The organism is Comamonas testosteroni TK102 (assembly GCF_000739375.1).
GTDB classification, from domain to species: domain Bacteria; phylum Pseudomonadota; class Gammaproteobacteria; order Burkholderiales; family Burkholderiaceae_C; genus Comamonas; species Comamonas brasiliensis.
The window spans coordinates 2,796,273-2,816,559 of record NZ_CP006704.1; the positions used below are offsets into that span (position 1 = coordinate 2,796,273).

Genomic DNA, 20,287 nt, shown 5'->3' on the forward strand with positions numbered 1-20,287 from the left:
GCGTGGCTCCTTAGATCTTTTCCACCTTCACGAGGAAGGTCTTGGATTCAGGGGTCAAGCTGTTACCGTCACCCACGGAGGCTGTCAGGTTGTTAGCCAGATAGCCCTTGCGTCCCGTCGTGGAGAAGCCCCAGTGAATCGGCACGCCTACGTGATGGATGGTCTTGCCATCGATCTTCATGGGCTTGATGCGCTTGGTCACCACGGCCACGGCCTTGACGAAGCCGCGCTTGGACGAAACCTTGACCTGGTGGCCGGTTTCGATGCCCAGCTCCTTGCCCAGGGCCTCGCCGATTTCCACGAACTGTTCGGGCTGGACGATGTTGTTCAGCTGAACATGCTTGGTCCAGTAGTGGAAGTGCTCGGTCAGGCGGTAGGTCGTGCCCACATGTGGGTAGTCCTTGGGATCGCCCTGGGTGCCCTTGGCGGTTTCCAGGATGCGTATCACGGGGCTGATGACGGCCAGCTTGTTGTTGGGGTACATGGGGTTGTAGCCCAGCGGGTTGTCAAACGCCTCGTAATGCGTGGGGAACGGACCTTCTGCCATGCCCTTGCGGGCAAACAGGCGGGCCACCCCTTCGGGGTTCATGATGAAGGGGTTGATCACCTCGGGATCCAGGCCCACGGCCACGTCCGGCACGTCCGCGCCGCCCCATTGCTTGCCGTTCCACTTGATCAGCACGCGTTCGGGGTTGAACGGCTTGCCCTGGCGGTCGCAGGATGCGCGGTTGTAGAGCACACGGCGGTTGGCAGGCCAGGCCCAGGCCCAGTTCAGCGTATTGCCGATACCGGTGGGGTCGCTGTTGTCGCGGCGCGCCATCTGGTTGCCGGACGAAGTCCAGCTGCCAGCCCAGATCCAGCAGCCGCCCAGGGTAGTGCCGTCATCGCGCATTTCGCCAAAGCCCGCCAGTTGTTCGCCCGCCTTGCGGATGAGCTTGGTGGGGTCCTTGGGGTCGAACAGATCCACCAGCGCACGACCGTTGTACTCCTTGGCCACTTCCTCGGAGGAGGGGTGGTGGGCTTCGGCGTAAGGCCAGTAAAGATTGGTGATGGGCTCGAAGAACTTGCCGCCTTCCTTCTCGTACAGGGCCTTCAGGCGCAGGTGCAGGCCGGACATGATGGCAATGTCGGTCTTGGCCTCTCCCGGAGGTTCGGCAGCCTTCCAGTGCCACTGCAACACGCGCGAGGAACTGACCACGGCACCGTCTTCTTCGGCGAAGCAGGTGGTGGGCAGGCGGAACACCTCGGTCTGGATAGAGGCGGAGTCCACGTCGTTGAACTCACCGTGGTTCTTCCAGAACTCCGAAGTCTCGGTCACCAGCGGATCCATGATGACCAGGAACTTCAGCTTCTTGAGACCTTCGCGCACGCTGTTGCTGTTGGCCAGGGCCGCCAGGGGGTTGAAGCCCTGAGCGATGTAGCCGTTGACCTTGCCCTGAGTCATCATCTCAAAGATCTGCAGCATGTCGTACTGCTTGTCCAGCTTGGGCAGGTAGTCAAAAGCCCAGTTGTTTTCTGCAGTTGCGGCGGGGCCCCACCATGCCTTCATCAGGCTGACGTGGAACTTGGGCGTGTTCGACCAGTAGTTCATCTGGCCGGGGCGCAGCAGTTTGGGCGTGCGCGTGGCGATGTACTGGTTGTAGTCCTGCTCGGCTTCGTTCGGCAGCGTCAGGTACCCGGGAAGCGAAGCGGACAGAATGCCCAGGTCGGTCAGACCCTGGATGTTGGAGTGGCCACGCAGCGCGTTCATGCCGCCGCCAGCGATGCCGATATTGCCCAGCAGCAGCTGGATCATGGCGCCGGTGCGCAGAATCTGCGCGCCCGTGGTGTGCTGGGTCCAGCCCAGTGCGTACATGATGGTGGCGACACGACCTGCTTCGGCAGTCGAAGCAAGCTTCTCGCACACGTGCAGGAATTTCTCCTTGGGCGTGCCGCAGATGGATTCCACCTTCTCGGGCGTGTAGCCGGCGTAGTGCTTCTTGAGCCACTGATAGACGCAGCGAGGGTGTTCCAGCGTGGGGTCGACCTTCACAAAGCCGTCTTCACCCAGCTCGTAGTCCCAGGACGCCTTGTCGTAGGTGCGCTTTTCCGGGTTGTAGCCCGAGAAAATACCTTCGTCGAACGCAAAGTCCTCGCGCACGATGAATGAGAAGTCCGTGTAGTTCTTCACATACTCGTGGTGAATTCTGTCGTTGGTCAGCAGGTAGTTGATCACACCGCCGAGGAAGACGATGTCCGAGCCGGAACGGATCGGTGCATAGAAGTCAGCCACGGATGCCGAGCGGTTGAAGCGCGGATCGACCACCATGAAGTGAGCCTTGTTGTGCTCCTTCGCTTCGGTCACCCACTTGAAGCCGCAGGGGTGTGCTTCGGCGGCATTACCGCCCATGATCAAAATAACGTCCGCGTTCTTGATGTCGACCCAATGGTTCGTCATCGCTCCACGGCCAAACGTCGGGGCAAGACCTGCCACCGTCGGGCCGTGTCAGACACGTGCTTGGTTGTCGAGTGCAAGAAGGCCCCAGGAACGGGCCACTTTGTGCGTGATGTAGCCGGCTTCGTTGCTGGAGGCCGAGGCGGCCAGCATGCCGGTGGTGAGCCAGCGGTTGACCTTCTGTCCTTTTTCGTTGGTTTCAACGAAGTTGGCGTCGCGGTCTTCCTTGAGCAGCTTGACGATGCGGTTCATCGCCTCGTCCCAGGACATGCGCTTCCACTCGGATGAGCCGGGGGCGCGATATTCGGGATACTTGAGGCGGCTTGGACTGTGGACAAAGTCCAGCAGCGATGCACCCTTGGGACACAGTGTGCCGCGATTGACCGGATGATCCGGGTCGCCTTCCACGTGCATCACGGACAGACGGGTGTTCTTGCCACCGTCGCCCAGGGAGTACATCAAGATGCCGCAGCCTACGGAGCAGTAGGTGCAGGTTTGGCGGGTTACGGTGGTGGCGGACAGTTTGTACTGTCGCACCTCAGCAAGAGCGGCTGTGGGTGAGAAACCCATCAGCGCCAAGCTGGAACCCGCCAGAGTCGAACCAGTCACTTTCATGAACTGGCGTCTGGAGAATTGGACCATTGTGGGGTACCTTTTCGTATGAACGCTTATGTGAAAGCAAATTTTACGACCCCCCTCATTTTTGATAGCAGTTACAAACCCTTAATTCTTGAGTAACGTCAAGCGACTTTGCGCTTTGTTTTTCGTTTTTGTATTTATTAATGAGGGTGATAGCCTTCGGCCTGCTCTTCCTTAACCTATCCATTTCCCGGCGGGAAAGCCATCGGTCGACAGGCCGAATTGCACAAAAAAATCCTAGTCTGTGTCGCCTTTTTGTGTTTCGGGCGGCTGCGCTACGAGGGTTGGAGGACCGCTTTCGGCGCGCTGCGGGTCGTCATTCATTGCGCGTTTTGGCGCGATTTCGCGGTTCAGTTGCTCCTCCACCTGCAGCTGCATGGTGGCAAACAGCTCCCAGGCAGCCATGAACAGAGCAGCGATGGCCGGGCCGAGTACAAAGCCCGATAGACCGAACAAGGCCATGCCTCCCAGGGTGGAGATCAGCACCACATAGTCAGGCATCTTGGTGTCCTTGCCGACCAGCAGGGGACGCAGCACGTTGTCCACCAGGCCGATGACCAGCACGCCATAGGCTGCCAGGATCAGGCCCTTGGTGATGGCGCCTGTGGCCAGGAAGTAGATCGCAACCGGTCCCCAGACCAGGCCCGCCCCTACTGCCGGCAGCAAGGACAGAAAAGCCATCACCACGGCCCAGAGCACCGCTCCCTGGATGCCCAGAATCCAGAAAATCAGGCCCCCCAGCGCACCCTGAGCCGCAGCGACGGCCAGATTGCCCTTGACCGTGGCCCGGATGACGGTGATGAACTTGGTCGCCAGCTCGCGTTTGTGCTCGGGCGCCAGGGGCGTGGCTGCCCAGATGCGTGCCACCAGCTCCTTGCCGTCGCGCAGCAGAAAGAAGATGAGGTAGAGCATGACGCCGAAGCCCACGACAAAGCCCAGGGTGTTCTGCCCCAGTCCCACGGCCTTGGTGGCCGCGAGCTTGCTGGCCTGCAGAGCGATATTGGAGAGCTTGGCCTGGATTTCTTCTAGCGTGCCCAGGTGCAGCTTTTCCATCCAAGGCGTCAGCCAGGAGGGCAGGGCATTGAAGATCTGCTCCACATAGCTGCCGGCGGAGAGGTTGCCGCTGCTGACCTGGTCATAGATGGCCGAGGTCTCCTTGATGAGGGACAGCCCTATCAGAGACAGCGGCAAAATCACCATTACCAGACTAATCAGCAAGGTTGCCAGCGCGGCCAGCGTGGGTCTGTTGGGCATGCGCATCAGCAGCTTGCGGTGCAGGGGGGGCGAAGACGATGGCAAACACCACGCCCCAGAAGATGGCAACGGCATATTCCTCGAGAACCAAGCCGAATCCGGCGGTTACTGCTATCAAAAGAAGAATGAATGCACGTTTGTGAAGCGGCAAAAGCGGCATGCGAATCCTTGTTTATGGAGTTCCCGCAATGTAAGCGACTCCCAGGGGTGTAAACATCTTGTCTTTTATAAGACCAAGACTTTGAACAGTGGCACAATGGCTGCCGCAACTCAAGGCCCTTCCCCAGCCACAGTCGCATCCGCCAATCGGTACAGCCGTGTCGCGGGAGGTTCCACAAACCAGCTAATGCTTTCCGAAGGAAAGCGGAGGTCAGCGAGATATGAGCGATCAGTCAACGATCTATCAAGCCTATCAAGGCAACACCTATCTGTTCGGCGGCAATGCGCCCTATGTCGAAGAGATGTACGAGAACTACCTGGCCAACCCCGGCAGCGTTCCCGATTCCTGGCGTGAGTACTTCGATGCCCTGCAGCATGTGCCTGCAGTGGACGGCACCGACAACAAGGACGTTCCCCACCTGCCCGTGATCAACGCTTTTGCCGAGCGCGCAAAGCAGGGTGGCACCAAGGTGGTGGTGGCTTCCGGCGCCGACTCCGAACTGGGTCGCAAGCGCACGGCCGTGCAGCAACTGATCGCAGCCTACCGCAACGTGGGTCAGCGCTGGGCCGATCTGGATCCACTGAAGCGCACCGAGCGCCCCGAAATTCCCGAGCTGGAGCCTTCCTTCTACGGCTTCACCGACGCCGACCAGGAAGTGGTGTTCAACACCAGCAACACCTTCTTCGGCAAGGAAAGCATGACTCTGCGCGAGCTGATGAATGCTCTGCGCGAAACCTACTGCGGCACCCTGGGCGCCGAGTACATGTATGCCACCAATCAGAATCAAAAGCGCTGGTGGCAGCAGCGCCTGGAATCTATCCGCTCCAAGCCCGTCTTCAATGCGGACGAGAAAAAGCGCATCCTGGACCGCCTGACCGCTGCCGAAGGCCTGGAGCGCTATCTGCACACCAAGTATGTGGGCCAGAAGCGCTTCTCGCTGGAAGGTGGCGAGTCCTTCATCGCTGCCATGGACGAGCTGATCAATTCCGCCAGCGCCAAGGGCGTGCAGGAAGTCGTGATCGGCATGGCTCACCGTGGCCGTCTGAACGTGCTGGTCAACACCCTGGGCAAGGCGCCCAAGGATCTGTTTGCCGAGTTCGACCACACAGCTCCCGAAGATCTGCCTGCCGGTGACGTGAAGTATCACCAGGGCTTCAGCTCCGACGTGTCTGCCAAGGGCGGTCCCGTTCACCTGTCGCTGGCCTTCAACCCTTCGCACCTGGAAATCGTCAACCCCGTGGTGGAAGGTTCGGTGCGCTCGCGCATGGACCGTCGCGACGACCCCATGGGCAAGCAAGTGCTGCCCGTGCTGGTGCACGGTGACGCGGCCTTCGCCGGCCAGGGCGTGAACCAGGAAACCCTGGCGCTGTCCGAAACCCGTGGCTACACCACTGGCGGTACGGTTCACATCATCATCAACAACCAGATCGGTTTCACCACCTCTGATCCCCGCGATCTGCGCTCCACGCTGTATTGCACCGACATCGTCAAGATGATCGAGTCGCCCGTGCTGCACGTGAATGGCGATGATCCCGAAGCCGTGTGCCTGGCCATGCAACTGGCCCTGGAATTCCGCATGGAATTCTCCAAGGACGTGGTGGTCGACATCATCTGCTTCCGCAAGCTGGGTCACAACGAGCAGGACACACCTGCACTGACGCAGCCTCTGATGTACAAGAAGATCGCTGCCCACCCCGGCACGCGCAAGCTGTACGCAGACAAGCTGGCGACCCAGGGCCTGGGCGATACGCTGGGCGACGACATGGTCAAGGCCTATCGCGCCGCCATGGACGAAGGTCGTCACACCCAGGACGTGGTGCTGACCAACTTCAAGAGCAAGTACGCCGTGGACTGGAGCCCCTTCGTGGGCAAGACCTGGACCGACGCCGGCGACACCGCTATTCCCTTGACCGAGTGGAAGCGCCTGGCCGAGAAGATCACGACCCTGCCTGCCAGCGTGAACCCTCATGCTCTGGTCAAGAAGGTGTACGACGATCGCGCAGCAATGGGCCGCGGCGATGTGAACGTGGACTGGGGCATGGGCGAAACCATGGCCTTCGGCTCCCTGGTCGCTTCGGGCTATCCCGTGCGTCTGTCGGGTGAAGACTCGGGTCGCGGCACCTTTACGCACCGTCACGCCGTGGTTCATGACCAAAAGCGTGAAAAGTGGGACGAGGGCACTTATATTCCTTTGCAGAACGCTGCCGAGAATCAGGCTCCGTTCGTCGTGATCGACTCCATCCTGTCCGAAGAGGCAGTGCTGGGCTTTGAATACGGCTATGCATCGAACGACCCCAACACCCTGGTGGTCTGGGAAGCCCAGTTCGGCGACTTCGCCAACGGCGCCCAGGTGGTGATCGACCAGTTCATCGCATCCGGTGAAGTGAAGTGGGGCCGTGTCAACGGCCTGACACTGATGCTGCCTCACGGCTATGAAGGCCAGGGCCCCGAGCACAGCTCGGCGCGTCTGGAGCGCTTCATGCAGCTGGCTGCCGACACCAACATGCAGATCGTGCAGCCCACAACGGCCAGCCAGATCTTCCACGTGCTGCGTCGCCAGATGGTTCGTGGCCTGCGCAAGCCGCTGGTCATCATGACTCCCAAGTCGCTGCTGCGTAACAAGGACGCCACGTCGCCCCTGTCCGAGTTCACCTCTGGTGGTTTCCAGACCGTGATCCCCGAGCAGGACGAAACCATCGTCAAGAACGCTGCCAAGGTCAAGCGCATCATCGCCTGCTCGGGCAAGGTGTACTACGATCTGGTCAAGAAGCGTGCCGAGAAGGAATCCAAGGACGTCGCCATCATCCGCGTCGAGCAGCTGTATCCCTTCCCCCACAAGGCGTTCGCCGCCGAAGTGAAGAAGTACGCCAACGCTACTGACATCGTGTGGTGCCAGGATGAGCCTCAGAACCAGGGTGCCTGGTTCTTCATCCAGCACAACATCCACGAGAACATGCGTGAAGGCCAGAAGCTGGGCTACTCCGGTCGCGCTGCGTCCGCTTCGCCCGCCGTTGGCTACGCACATCTGCACCAAGAGCAACAAAAGGCACTGGTGGAAGGCGCATTCGCCAAGCTCAAGGGCTTTGTCCTGACCAAGTAATACAGGCGACACCCCCTGTCCGAGGACAGGGGGCACAAGAAACATCTTTGGAAAGAATTAAAAATGGCAATCGTTGAAGTTAAAGTCCCCCAGCTGTCCGAATCCATCACGGAAGCCACCATGCTGACCTGGAAGAAAAAGGTCGGCGAGGCAGTGGCCATCGATGAAATCCTCATCGAAATCGAAACCGACAAGGTCGTGCTGGAAGTGCCCGCTCCTTCCGCTGGCGTGATCACCGAAATCCTGCAAGGCGATGGCGCAACCGTGGCTGCCGAGCAAGTGATCGCCAAGATCGACTCCGAAGCCGTCGCCGGTGCTGCGGCTCCTGCAGCCGCCCCTGCTGCTGCGACTCCTGCTGCTGCCCCCGTGGCTGCGGCTCCCGCCGGCGCCGACAAGAGCGGCGTGGCCATGCCTGCTGCTGCCAAGATCCTTGCCGACAACAACCTGTCCGCTGCCAACGTGGCTGGCACAGGCAAGGACGGCCGCGTGACCAAGGGCGACGCCCTGGGTGCCATCAAGGCCGGCGCAGCCATCCCCACCGGCGCTCCCAAGGCAGCTCTGCCTCAGGTGGCAGCTCCCGTGACCAAGGAAAGCCTGGGCGACCGTCCCGAGCAGCGCGTGCCCATGACACGTCTGCGTGCCCGTATTGCCGAGCGTCTGCTGCAATCCCAGGCTACCAACGCCATCCTGACCACGTTCAACGAAGTGAACATGGCTCCCGTGATGGAACTGCGCAAGAAGTTCCAGGACCAGTTCACCAAGGAACATGGCGTGAAGCTGGGCTTCATGTCCTTCTTCGTCAAGGCTGCAGTGCATGCCCTGAAGAAGTTCCCCGCAGTCAACGCCTCCATCGACGGCAACGACATCGTCTACCACGGCTACTTCGACATCGGTATCGCCGTGAGCTCGCCTCGTGGCCTGGTGGTGCCCATCCTGCGCAATGCAGACCAGATGAGCTTCGCCGACATCGAGAAGAAGATTGTCGAGTTCGGCCAGAAGGCCAAGGAAGGCAAGCTGGGCATTGAAGAAATGACCGGCGGTACCTTCTCCATCTCCAATGGCGGAACTTTCGGCTCGATGATGTCCACCCCCATCATCAACCCCCCTCAGTCCGCCATTCTGGGCGTGCACGCCACCAAGGATCGCGCCGTGGTCGAGAACGGTCAGATCGTGATCCGTCCCATGAACTACCTGGCCATGTCCTATGACCACCGCATCATCGACGGTCGCGAAGCCGTGCTGAGCCTGGTGGCCATGAAGGACGCGCTGGAAGATCCTTCTCGCCTCCTGTTTGATCTGTAATTCAGCAGATCGAGCTTCTACAAAGCCCACCACCAAAAGCGGTGGGCTTTTTTCGAGTTAAACAGAGAAAAGATTCAAATCATGAGCAAGCAATTTGACGTCGTCGTGATCGGCGCAGGCCCCGGCGGCTACATCGCTGCCATCCGCGCTGCACAACTGGGTTTCAACGTCGCCTGTATCGACGAATGGAAGAACGCCGCTGGCGGCGCTGCTCCTGGCGGCACCTGCACCAACGTGGGCTGCATTCCCTCCAAGGCGCTGCTGCAGTCCTCCGAGCATTTCGAGCATGCCAAGCTGCACTTCGCCGACCATGGCATCTCCACCGGCAAGGTCGAGATGGACGTTGCGCAGATGATCGCCCGCAAGGACGCCATCGTGAAGCAGAACAACGACGGCATCCTGTACCTGTTCAAGAAGAACAAGGTCACCTTCTTCCACGGCCGCGGCTCGTTCGTGAAGGCTGTCGAAGGCGGCTATGAAATCAAGGTTGCCGGCAAGGACGAAGAAGTCATCACCGGCAAGCAGATCGTGGTGGCCACCGGCTCCAACGCGCGCGCCCTGCCTGGCGTGGCCTTCGACGAAGAGAACATCCTGTCCAACGACGGCGCTCTGCGTCTGGGCAAGACTCCCAAGAAGCTGGGCCTGATCGGTGCTGGCGTGATCGGCCTGGAAATGGGTTCGGTCTGGCGCCGCCTGGGCACGGAAGTGACCGTGCTCGAAGGCATGGACAAGTTCCTGCCCGTGGTGGACGAGCAGATCTCCAAGGAAGCCAAGAAGGCGTTCGACAAGCAAGGTCTGAAGATCGAGCTGGGCGTGAAGATCGGCGAAGTCAAGTCCGGCAAGAAGGGCGTGACCGTGGCCTACACCAATGCCAAGGGCGAAGCCCAGAGCCTGGAAGTGGACAAGCTGATCGTGTCGATCGGCCGCACCGCCAATACCAATGGCCTGAACGCCGAAGCCGTGGGTCTGGCTCTGGACGAGCGCGGCGCCATCGTGGTGGACGATCTGTGCAAGACCAATCTGCCGGGCGTGTGGGCGGTGGGCGACGTGGTTCGCGGCCCCATGCTGGCGCACAAGGCCGAGGAAGAAGCCGTGGCCGTGGCCGAGCGCATTGCCGGCCAGCACGGTCATGTGAATTTCGCCACCATCCCCTGGGTGATCTACACCAGCCCTGAAATCGCATGGGTGGGCCGCACCGAGCAGCAGCTCAAGGCCGACGGCGTCAAGTACAAGGCTGGCTCCTTCCCCTTCCTGGCCAACGGCCGTGCGCGCGCCCTGGGCGACACGACCGGCATGGTCAAGTTCCTGGCCGATGCCGAGACCGACGAGATCCTGGGCGTGCACATGGTGGGCCCCATGGTGTCCGAGCTGATTTCCGAAGCCGTGGTGGCCATGGAGTTCAAGGCATCGAGCGAAGACATCGCCCGTATCTGCCACGCTCACCCCTCGCTGTCCGAATCCACCAAGGAGGCGGCCCTGGCCGTGGATAAGCGCACGCTGAACTTCTAAGATTTTTCAGTCTTGCGCGCAGGTTTTGACATGGCTGTGAAGTGCCCGCGCGCAGGCTGAGTTTCTTTTAGAATTCTGCACAAAATGGCTGCTAACGCTTATTGCATAAGCGGTAGCAGCTATTGTTTTTTGAGCATCTGGAGACAAGACGGTGAATGTAAGACAAGCCTACGAGGCGGAGCTGGCCGCCAAGGGTTTTAAAAGCGATCCCGCGCAGCTGCGTGCAGTCGATGCGTTGCAACGCTGCGCTGACGAGTGGACTGTGTACAAGGGCAGGCGCTCCAATGCTCTCAAGAAACTGATCAATCACCCCGACCTGCCAAAGGGCGTCTATATGTACGGTGGGGTGGGGCGCGGCAAGAGCTTTCTGATGGAATGCTTCTTCAACGCCGTGCCCCTCAAGCGCAAGGTGCGCCTGCACTTTCACGAATTCATGCGCGAGGTGCACCGCGAGATGCACCTGATGCAGGGTACGCAGAACCCGCTGGATGCACTCGGCGCCAAGATCTCCAAGAAGTACAAGCTGATCTGCTTTGACGAATTTCATGTGGCCGACATCACCGACGCCATGATTCTCTACAAGCTGCTCGAGTCGCTGTTTGCCAATGGTGTGGGCTTTGTGACGACCTCCAACTTCGAGCCCGACGGCCTCTATCCTGGCGGCCTGCACCGCGACCGCATCCTGCCTGCGATTGCCTTGCTCAAGGAGCGCATGGAAGTGGTGAACGTGGACAACGGCACCGACTATCGCCGTCGCACTCTCGAAGACGCCAAGCTCTATCATTGCCCGCTGGGCCCGGAGGCCGATGCTGCGATGCAGGAGACCTTCGATCGTCTGGCCGAAGCCCATGACGAAGAGCCCGTGATGCAGATCGAGACCCGCAAGATCGCGGCCAAGCGCCGTGCCGGTGGCGTCGTGTGGTTTGACTTCCGCGAACTCTGCGGCGGCCCGCGCTCGCAAAATGACTATCTGGAAATCGCCACGCAGTTTCACACCATCTTGCTGTCCGACGTGCCCGAGCTGCATGTGAACATGGCTTCGGCCGCGCGGCGCTTCACGCTGCTGGTGGACGTGCTCTACGATCGCCATGTCAAGCTCATTCTGTCGGCTGCCGTGCCGCCCGAGAAGATCTATACCGAAGGACCGCTGTCCCACGAGTTCCCGCGCACCGTCTCGCGCCTGAACGAAATGCGCTCCAAGGAATATCTGGCGCTTGAGCGCCGCGTGGTCGACACCAGCTTGACCTGATCGCCAGCAGGCAGCTGCCTGCGGCCTTAAGATGCCAGCCTGTACTTCGAGTTTCCGAGTTGATGACGATGCCCACTCTCCTTGCCCAGCTGATCCGCCGCCGCATTGCGGGCTTTGTACTTGCGCCCCTGGCCGCCGTCTGGCTGGCTTGCGCGCCGGCCATGGCTCAGGTAAAGGCGGATTCGGAACGGCAGACCGACAAGCAGGCTCAGAAGGAGCTTGCCGAGAAGGCGCGTCAGCACCTGCACCAGCAGCGCGAAGCCGAGCGTGACGAAATTCTCAGCAAGCGTGCCGTTATCGAGCAGCAGCGCGTGGCCGACGAAAAGCTCTGCTACCAGAAGTTTGCCGTGGAAGGCTGTCTGGCCGAGGCCCGCAGGGCCGCCCGTGAGAAGGATGCACCGCTGCGCGCGCGCGAACTGGAAATCAACGACACCGAGCGCAAGGAAAAGGCCGCAGCCAAGCTGCAGGCCATCGAAGAGAAAAAAGCCGAGAACGCTGCCGTGCCCATGAAGTCGCAGCAGCGCGACAAGAACGGCAGCAGCCAGCCCAAGGGCTCGGGCGCCAAGCCGGCAGTTGACGAGCAGGCGGCGCAGGCCCAGCGCCAGACCGAGGCCCAGCAGCGTGCCAGCAAGCAGGTCGACTATGTGCGTCGTCACGAGCAAAACCGTGCACAGGCCGATCAGGGGCGCGCCGAGCGCGAGGCCAAGGCCAGGGCGGATTACGACGCCAAGCTCAAGGCTGCGGCCGAGCACAAGGCCAGGGCTTTGCAGCAGGCCAAGGATCGCGGTCAGACCTCGGCGCCGCTGCCTGCTCCTGCGCCCTGAAGGATGGCTGAATCAGGTGCGCCGGGCCTGCATGGCCGCCAGGCATTGGCTGTCTTAACCGGGGCTTTCTTCAGGCGCTGGCTTCAGCGACCGAGGTATCAAGCTTGAGTATGGCCAGCGAGAGATTGTCGCCACTGCCTGCTGCGCGCCGTCTGGCCTTCTCGATCAGAAATTGCGAGGCTTCGCGTGGCGACAGGCCATCGAGCACCGTGCCCAGCTCCTGGGTGGTGAAGTAATGCCATACCCCGTCCGAGCAGGCCATCAGGCTGTCACCGGGCTGCAGTTTTTCAATCATATGGTGGGCCATGGGCGGTGGCGGCTCGGCTCCGAGGCATCCCAGCAGGATGTTGGACCGGGGGTGGTGCTGGGCTTCGATCTCGGTGAGCTCGCCGCGATCGACCAGCGCCTGAACATAGGAATGATCGAGCGAGCGGTGCACGAGGGAAGCGCCGCGAAAATGATAGAGCCGTGAATCGCCCGAGTGCATGAAGTGGCAGCGATTATCGGGCAGCACCACAAAGACAGCGATGGTGCTGTGGGGCTCCTGCTCGGCTGCAATGGCCGTGAGACGGATCACGGTGTGGGCATCCTGCACAATGGTGCGCAGCATGCGGGTGCAGTCTTCCTTGGCGGGCTCGAAGCGTTCGAAAAGCTGGCGTGCCGTCAGCATGACCTGGTCAGAGGCCTTGCGGCCGCCGCTGCGCCCGCCCATGCCGTCGGCTACCACGCCGAGAATGCAGCCCTTGGCATAGGGATGTGCCATGAGCAGGACCTGGTCCTGCTGATATTCCCGGTCGCCGCGGTGAATGCCGGTGGCCGCCTGAATGCGGTAGCTGGATGACATGAATGTGTGCGAATGCGTTCGCGGAGCGCTATTTAACGTTACGTTACATTTTATCGGCCCGAGGCCAGGCCTCGGCGAATATTCGAGATCTTATGTGAGGTCGTACTGACCTGGCTTGTGAGAAGGTGAAACGGTTTTGACTCAATTGCAGGAGGCGGTTGCGCAGGTGTTTGCGCCGCAGGGCGGGCTCGCGTTGGCCGAGCCTGCGTTTACGCCGCGTCCGGGCCAGACCCGCATGGCGCTGGCGGTCGCTGGCGCCATGGAGGCGGGCCAGGTGCTGGTGGTGGAAGCCGGCACGGGCGTGGGCAAGACCTATGCCTATCTGGTGCCGGCCTTGCTCAGCGGTCAGCGGGTGCTGGTGTCCACGGCCACCAAGGCGCTGCAGGATCAGCTGTTTGCCCGTGACCTGCCACGTCTGGTTCATGGTCTGGGCTTGCCGCTGCGTATGGCCAGACTCAAGGGTCGTTCCTCCTATTTGTGCTTGGAGCGGCTGGAGCGCGTGCGTCAGGGGCGTACGGCTCCTCAGGATCCGCAGGTGCTGCGGGCCGTGGCGGAGGTGGAGCGCTGGGCCAGGGTCACGCGCTCCGGTGACCTGGCCGAGCTGACGGCGCTGGACGAGCGCTCCGCCGCCCTGCCTCTGGTGACCTCCACCAAGGACAACTGCCTGGGTTCGGACTGCCCTCACTGGCAGGGCTGCCATGTCAATCAGGCTCGCCAGCAGGCGCTGGAAGCCGACGTGGTGGTGGTCAACCACCATTTGTTGTTTGCCGATCTCGATGTGCGCGATAGCGGCATGGCCCATCTTTTGCCCAATACCGGCGTGGTGGTGATCGACGAGGCTCATCAGCTCAACGACATCGGCGTGCAGTTTGCGGGCGAGGCCCTGTCGAGCCAGCAATTGGTGGGTTATGCCCGTGACGCCCTGCGCCTGACGCAGGAGCACGCACGTGGCATGGCCGACTGGCTGGTGCTCTGTGCCACGCTGGAGCAGGCCATGCGTGAGTTGCGCCTGCAGGCCGGCAAGCCTCCGGTCGGCGGGCGGCTGGCATGGCAGGCCGTGACCCCTCAAGGGCTGGATGCGGTGAAATGGCGCGCGGCCCTGGTGCGCCTGGGCCAGAGTCTGCGTGCCTTGTTGATTCCGCTTGCTGCCCTGGAGGGGGCGGCCGCCGATTTGCAGCGCCTGTACGAGCGCGGTGCAGAGCTGCTGGCGAGGCTTGCGCGCTTTGCATCTGCCGCTGGAGACGAGTGCGTGCGCTGGCTGGAGGTCGGCGCGCAGTATCTGCGCATGCTGGAGTCGCCGCTGTCGATTGCCCGCATCATGCAGCAGCGACTTCTTCGGCGCTCGCTGGAGGATGGCGGCACGGGCCAGGGGGAGGAGCCCGATCCGTCAAGGAAGAAGGCCTGGATTTTCACCTCGGCCACCTTGGGCAATGACGCCCAGCTGAGCTGGTTTGTCGAGTCCTGCGGCCTGCGCGGCGCACAGGTGCTGCAGGTGGAAAGCCCGTTCGACTACCACCGGCAGGCCGGTATCTATGTGCCCCAGCCCTTTGCTGCGGCTGGTAGCGCACAGCACAGTGAGCAGGTCGCCCAGCTGGTGCTGGATGCAGCTCAGCGCCTGGGTGGCCGCACCCTGGTGCTGACCACCACCATCAAGGCCTTGCAGGCCATCAGCGCATCGCTGCGCTCGAATCTGGGGCTGTTTGCCGATCTCGATGTGCTGGTGCAGGGCGAAGCGCCCAAGCTGGCACTGATCCAGCGCTTCATGGCGGCCGGAGCAGGAGCCGGGCGGGGCGCGATTCTGGTGGCTTCCGCCACCTTCTGGGAGGGAGTGGATCTTCCCGGCGATGTGCTGCAGCTGGTGGTGATCGACAAGCTGCCGTTTCCGCCTCCCGACGACCCGTTGGTCGAGGCCCGTTCCCGGCTGCTGGAGAGTGTGGGGCGGGCGGCGTTTCACGATTACATGCTGCCCGAGGCAGCCCTGGCCCTCAAGCAGGGGGCCGGGCGCCTGATTCGCAGCGAAACCGATCGCGGTGTGCTGGTCATCTGTGACAGCCGCCTGGTCACCATGGGCTATGGAGCGAAGCTGATGTCGGCATTGCCGCCCATGCGCGTGCTGACCGGCGCGCCGGAGTTCGACGAGGCGCTGGAGTTGCTGAAGGTGCAAGCCCGCATCAGCGACAGCGAACCGGGAGCTGCGGCGGACTCGGAAACGCGAAAATGAAAAAGGATGCGCACAGGCGCATCCTTTTGTTTCCAGACCCGGAGGGCTCTGTCTACCAGAGCTTCCACCAGGATTCGCTCTTCTTTTCCACGCCTTGCTCGGCATTCGCGCCGTAGCTTTGCTCCAGTACGCGCTTGGCATCGTCGCGCAGCTGTGTCATGCCCAGAGCGTCATAGGACTTGACGAGAATAACCATGGCTTCGCGCACCGAAGGCACGTTCTGGTAGTCCTTGATGGCAGTCTGCGCACGGGCGATGGCTGCGACATAGGCGCCGCGGCTGTAGTAGTAGCGCGCGACATGGACTTCGTACTGGGCCAGCGAGTTCACGATGTACTGCATGCGCTGGCGGGCGTCATCCGAGTACTTGGAGTCGGGAAAACGGGTCACCAACTCGCGGAAGGACTCGAAGGAGTCCTTGGCGGCCTTCTGGTCGCGCTCGGACAGGTCCTGGCGCGTCAGCCAGCCGAACATGCCCAGGTTGTCGTTGAAGTTGACCAGACCCTTGAGGTAGAGGGCGTAGTCCATGGCGGGGCTGGCCGGATGCAGCTTGGTGAAGCGGTCCAGCGTGGCCAGTGCCTGCACTTTTTCGCCGGCCTTGTACTGGGCATAGGCTTTTTCCAGCTGTGCCTGCTGGGCCAGAGGCGTGCCGGCGGCACGGCCTTCCAGCTTTTCGAACAGCGGCACGGCCTTGTCATAGGCACCCGAGGAAGATTCGTCGCGCGCTTCGGTATAGATGCGCTCGGGTGTCCACTTGGCCGTCGGGTCGTCCTTGGTGCTGGAGCATCCCGCCAGCGTGGCGGCGATTAACACGGCAGGGACTAGAGTCAGGGAAATACGCGGCATGGTGGACAGTTTTCTGACAATCATTAGCGGTGATGGGAGGCTGGCCCGTCGCATCTGGCGGCAAGGCGCAAAACCCACACCATACACCACCCGGCCCGGACCTTCCTGAAAAAGGATCGACGCATTGTAATGGGCCGCTGCCCCGCGCCGGCGAGTTGACCGTGTCTTTACGCTGCGGCAGCGAATCTAGTGGCATTGAGCCCGCAAGGACGAAGCGCTCTTTCTACAATAGCGGCCATGTTTGTCCATCTGCGCCTGCACACCGAATTTTCCGTCGTCGACGGAACCACCCGCGTCAATGCCATGATCAAGGCTGCTGCCGAAGACGGGCAGGTGGCGATGGCCATTACCGACTTCAACAACCTGTTTGGCGGCATCAAGTTCTACCGCGAAGGTCGCGGCAAGGGCGTCAAGCCCCTGCTGGGAGCCGAGATCGTGCTCGAGGGGCTGGGCGATGCGCCGCCTTCGCGGGTCATCGTTCTCGTTCAGAGCCGCCAGGGCTACCACAATATCGCCGAGCTGCTGGCGCGCGGCTGGACGCGCAATGTGGTGCGTGACCAGGCGCAGCACAAATGGGAATGGCTGCAGGAGCTGGGCGAGGGACTGATCGTGCTGTCCGGCGCGCAGGCCGGTCCAGTGGGCATTGCCCTGACGCGTGGTGATGAAAAAGGCGCGGCCGAGATTGCCCAGCGCCTGGCCACCATGTTCCCGCACCGCTTCTATATCGAGCTGCAGCGCGCGGGCCGTCCCGATGACGAGTCGCATGTGCTGGCGGCCGTGAAGCTGGCCAGCCGTCTGAACCTGCCGGTGGTCGCGACCCACCCGATTCAGTATGCCAAGCCCGACGATTACGAGGCGCACGAGGCCCGGGTCTGCATCGCCGAGGGCGAGATCCTGGGCAATGCCAAACGGGTGCGCAAGTTCACCCGCGACCAGTATTTCAAGACTGCCGCCGAGATGGAGCAACTGTTCTGCGACATCCCGAGCGCGATCGAGAACACAGTGGAAATTGCCCGCCGCTGCAGTCTGACGCTGGAGCTGGGCAACCCGCAACTGCCCAATTTCCCCGTGCCGTCCGGAATGAGCATGGACGAGTTCTTCCGCCACGAGTCCTACCAGGGGCTGGAAGAGCGTCTGGTGCACCTCTATCCCGATGTGGTCAAGCGCGACGCCCAGCGTGCGCGCTATGTGGAGCGGCTGGAGTTCGAGCTGGGCACCATCATGAAGATGGGCTTTCCGGGCTACTTCCTCATCGTGTCGGACTTTATCAAGTGGGCCAAGGCCAACGGCTGCCCCGTGGGGCCGGGCCGTGGCTCGGGTGCCGGCTCGCTGGTGGCTTATGTGCTCAAGGTGACCGACCTCGACCCGCTGGAATACAACCTGCTGTTCGAGCGTTTCCTGAACCCCGAACGCGTGTCCATGCCCGACTTTGACGTGGATTTCTGCCAGCAGAACCGCGACCGCGTGATCGACTATGTCAAGGATCGCTACGGTCGCGATGCCGTCAGCCAGATCGCCACCTTCGGCACCATGGCCGCGCGTGCGGCCATCCGCGACGTGGGACGCGTGCTGGACATGAGCTACACCTTCTGCGACGGCATCTCCAAGCTGATCCCGAACAAGCCCGGCCTGCATGTCACGCTCAAGTACCCGCCGAATCCGCCCAAGGAAGGCGACAAATACACCTACGCCATCAAGGAGGAGCCCATCCTGGCCGAGCGCATCGAGCGCGAGGAGGACGTCAAGACCCTGATCGAGATGGCGCAGAGCCTGGAGGGCATGACCCGCAACATCGGCATGCACGCCGGCGGCGTGGTGATTGCGCCGGGCCGGCTGGCCGATTTTTGTCCGCTCTACCAGCAGCCCGGCAGTACCTCGGCCGTGGCCATGTACGACAAGGACGACGTGGAAGCCGTGGGCCTGGTGAAGTTCGACTTCTTGGGCCTGGCCACGCTGACGATTCTGGAGATTGCGCGCGAATTCATCATGAAGCGCCACAAGGGCCAGGAGAACTTCCAGTTCGAGAACATTCCGCTGGACGACTACCCGACCTACAAGCTGTTCTCCGACGGCAAGACCGAAGCCGTCTTCCAGTTTGAATCGCGCGGCATGCAGCAGATGCTCAAGGAGGCCAAGCCCTCGCGCCTGGAAGACCTGATTGCGCTGAACGCCCTCTACCGTCCCGGCCCCATGGACCTGATCCCCACCTTCATTGCCCGCAAGCACGGGCAGGAAGTCGTGGAGTACCCGCATCCGCTGGTCGAGTCGGTGCTGGCCGAAACCTACGGCATCATGGTCTACCAGGAGCAGGTGATGCAGACCGCCCAGGTGCTTGGCGGCTACTCGCTGGGCGGCGCCGACTTGCTGCGCCGGGCCATGGGCAAGAAAAAAGTCGAGGAGATGGTCAAGCACCGGGGCATCTTCCGCGAGGGTGCGGCCAAGAACGGGCTGTCCGAGGAAAAGGCCGACGAGGTCTTCGACCTGATGGAGAAGTTCGCGGGCTACGGCTTCAACAAGTCGCACGCGGCAGCCTACTCCCTGCTGGCCTATCACACGGGCTGGCTCAAGGTGCATTACACGGCCGAGTTCTACTGCGGCAATATGACCGTGGAAATGGACAACACCGACAAGCTCAAGGTGTTGTACGAGGATGCGCTCAAGATGGGCATCACCTTCGAGATGCCCGATGTGAACCGCGGCGTGCACCGCTTCGAGCCGGTGACCGACAAGGTCATACGCTACGGCCTCGGGGCCATCAAGGGGACCGGTCAGGCGGCCATCGAAGCCATAGTGGCCGCGCGCAACGGCGAGGGCACAGGCCCCAACGGCCACGAGACGGGGCCGTTCAAGAGCCTGTTCGACTTCTGCCTGCGCGTGGACCGCAGCCGCATCAACAAACGGACGGTGGAAGCGCTGATCAAGGGCGGTGCCTTTGATTCCATCGACATGAACCGCGCATCGCTGATGGCGACGCTGGACACCGCCTTCGGCTTTGCCGCCACCTCGATCGCCAATGCCGATCAGGGCGGTCTGTTCGACATGATGGGCGACGACGCGCTGGGCTCGAGCACGGCGGAGCCGCCCATGGCCGATGTGCTGCCCTGGGGCGTCAAGGAAAAGCTGACGCTGGAGAAGACGGCCATCGGCTTCTATCTGACGGGCCACCTGTTCGACGAGGTCGAGGCCGAAGTGCGCCGCTTCGTGCGCACTCCGATCGGCGAGATGCGCGACAGCCGCGAGCCGCAGACCATGGCCGGCATCATCGGCGGGCTGCGCACCATCAACGGCCAGCGCGGCAAGCTCAGCATCTTCACGCTGGACGACAAATCGGCGGTGATCGAGGCCTCGGTCGACGAAAAAACCATGGCAGCCTGCGCCGATGTGCTCAAGGAAGACGAGTTTGTCGTGGTTTCGGGGCGGCTTCAGCCCGACCGCTTCAGCGGCGGCCTGCGCATGAAGGTGCAGCAGATGTGGAGTCTGGCCGATGCGCGCTGCCGTTTTGCGCGCTATCTGCAGGTCAGCGTGGGGGAGAAGATGCCCGATGTGCCGGCGCTGCTGCGCCAGTTTCCGGCCAAGGTCGAGGAAACCGAGAACGGCAATCTCAACCACGGCGTCAAGGTGCGTCTGGACCTGATCTGCCGCGACGAGCGCGGTTCGGCCAGCTGCGAGCTGGCGCTGGGCGAGGGCAGCCGCTTCTACCCCTCGGACGCCGCGCTGGCGGCCTGGTATGGCTCCGCCGGTACCGGTCAGGTCAAAGTGGTCTATGAATAAAAATCATGGGCTGGCGCAGGCATTGCTTGAGGATGCTTGTCGGATCGCAGCCCATGATTTTTTGATAGCGCAGGGCGCTTGCTGGCTAAGGGATTTCCATGGATTTCCCTTGGTTTTGTCAAATTTGCTTCCGGCC

At 61.9% G+C, this 20,287-nt stretch carries 10 protein-coding genes and 1 pseudogene; 7 read left to right on the forward strand and 4 right to left on the reverse strand.

The annotated features are described in order from the left end of the window. Window positions 1–10 precede the first annotated feature (10 nt). Window positions 11–3,076, reverse strand: coding sequence for a formate dehydrogenase-N subunit alpha (gene fdnG / locus O987_RS12650; RefSeq protein WP_144244928.1), 3,066 nt, complete (start codon window positions 3,074–3,076; stop codon window positions 11–13). Between the two features lie 234 nt (window positions 3,077–3,310). Then, window positions 3,311–4,487, reverse strand: a pseudogene (locus O987_RS12660) (AI-2E family transporter). 220 nt (window positions 4,488–4,707) lie between these two features. Here O987_RS12660 and O987_RS12665 point away from each other — a divergent pair. The 5 genes from O987_RS12665 (at window position 4,708) to O987_RS12685 (ending at window position 12,471) form a co-directional block, all read left to right on the forward strand. Further along, entirely contained in the window at window positions 4,708–7,587 is a 2,880-nt protein-coding gene (locus O987_RS12665; protein ID WP_003055529.1) for a 2-oxoglutarate dehydrogenase E1 component, read from the forward strand. A 63-nt stretch (window positions 7,588–7,650) separates the two neighbouring features. After that, entirely contained in the window at window positions 7,651–8,889 is a 1,239-nt protein-coding gene (odhB, locus tag O987_RS12670) for a 2-oxoglutarate dehydrogenase complex dihydrolipoyllysine-residue succinyltransferase (RefSeq protein ID WP_003055528.1), read from the forward strand. Window positions 8,890–8,970: 81 nt separating this feature from the next. After that, window positions 8,971–10,398 (forward strand): dihydrolipoyl dehydrogenase, encoded by a 1,428-nt coding sequence (gene lpdA, locus O987_RS12675; RefSeq protein ID WP_003055526.1) that lies wholly within the window; start codon window positions 8,971–8,973, stop codon window positions 10,396–10,398. 151 nt (window positions 10,399–10,549) lie between these two features. Beyond that, window positions 10,550–11,647: a cell division protein ZapE gene (zapE, locus tag O987_RS12680; RefSeq protein WP_003055525.1), complete on the forward strand. Its 1,098-nt coding sequence runs from the start codon at window positions 10,550–10,552 to the stop codon at window positions 11,645–11,647. A 68-nt stretch (window positions 11,648–11,715) separates the two neighbouring features. After that, window positions 11,716–12,471 carry a hypothetical protein gene (locus O987_RS12685; RefSeq protein WP_043376419.1) on the forward strand — a complete coding sequence of 252 codons (756 nt, stop codon included), beginning with the start codon at window positions 11,716–11,718 and terminating at the stop codon, window positions 12,469–12,471. A 70-nt stretch (window positions 12,472–12,541) separates the two neighbouring features. On the opposite strand, the gene O987_RS12690 is transcribed toward O987_RS12685, so the two are convergent. Beyond that, window positions 12,542–13,315, reverse strand: a complete 774-nt coding sequence (locus tag O987_RS12690) for a PP2C family protein-serine/threonine phosphatase (protein WP_003055519.1) — start codon at window positions 13,313–13,315, stop codon at window positions 12,542–12,544. A gap of 136 nt (window positions 13,316–13,451) precedes the next feature. Here O987_RS12690 and O987_RS12695 point away from each other — a divergent pair, with 136 nt between their 5' ends. Beyond that, window positions 13,452–15,536: an ATP-dependent DNA helicase gene (locus tag O987_RS12695; RefSeq protein WP_043372630.1), complete on the forward strand. Its 2,085-nt coding sequence runs from the start codon at window positions 13,452–13,454 to the stop codon at window positions 15,534–15,536. 52 nt (window positions 15,537–15,588) lie between these two features. Here O987_RS12695 and O987_RS12700 read toward each other — a convergent pair whose 3' ends face one another. Further along, window positions 15,589–16,380 (reverse strand): outer membrane protein assembly factor BamD, encoded by a 792-nt coding sequence (locus O987_RS12700; protein ID WP_029158697.1) that lies wholly within the window; start codon window positions 16,378–16,380, stop codon window positions 15,589–15,591. 237 nt (window positions 16,381–16,617) lie between these two features. On the opposite strand from O987_RS12700, the gene dnaE reads away from it, so the two are divergent. Next, on the forward strand, window positions 16,618–20,151 hold the full coding sequence (dnaE, locus tag O987_RS12705) for a DNA polymerase III subunit alpha (RefSeq protein ID WP_043372632.1): 3,534 nt from the start codon (window positions 16,618–16,620) through the stop codon (window positions 20,149–20,151). Window positions 20,152–20,287 lie beyond the last annotated feature (136 nt).

What these genes read in the sequence shown, in the direction of transcription:
- O987_RS12665 (WP_003055529.1), top strand. Translation starts at nt 4,708, where the DNA reads ATGAGCGATCAGTCAACGATCTATCAAGCCTATCAAGGCAACACCTAT.
- odhB (WP_003055528.1), top strand. Translation starts at nt 7,651, where the DNA reads ATGGCAATCGTTGAAGTTAAAGTCCCCCAGCTGTCCGAATCCATCACG.
- lpdA (WP_003055526.1), top strand. Translation starts at nt 8,971, where the DNA reads ATGAGCAAGCAATTTGACGTCGTCGTGATCGGCGCAGGCCCCGGCGGC.
- O987_RS12685 (WP_043376419.1), top strand. Translation starts at nt 11,716, where the DNA reads ATGCCCACTCTCCTTGCCCAGCTGATCCGCCGCCGCATTGCGGGCTTT.
- O987_RS12690 (WP_003055519.1), bottom strand. Translation starts at nt 13,315, where the DNA reads ATGTCATCCAGCTACCGCATTCAGGCGGCCACCGGCATTCACCGCGGC.
- O987_RS12700 (WP_029158697.1), bottom strand. Translation starts at nt 16,380, where the DNA reads ATGCCGCGTATTTCCCTGACTCTAGTCCCTGCCGTGTTAATCGCCGCC.
- dnaE (WP_043372632.1), top strand. Translation starts at nt 16,618, where the DNA reads ATGTTTGTCCATCTGCGCCTGCACACCGAATTTTCCGTCGTCGACGGA.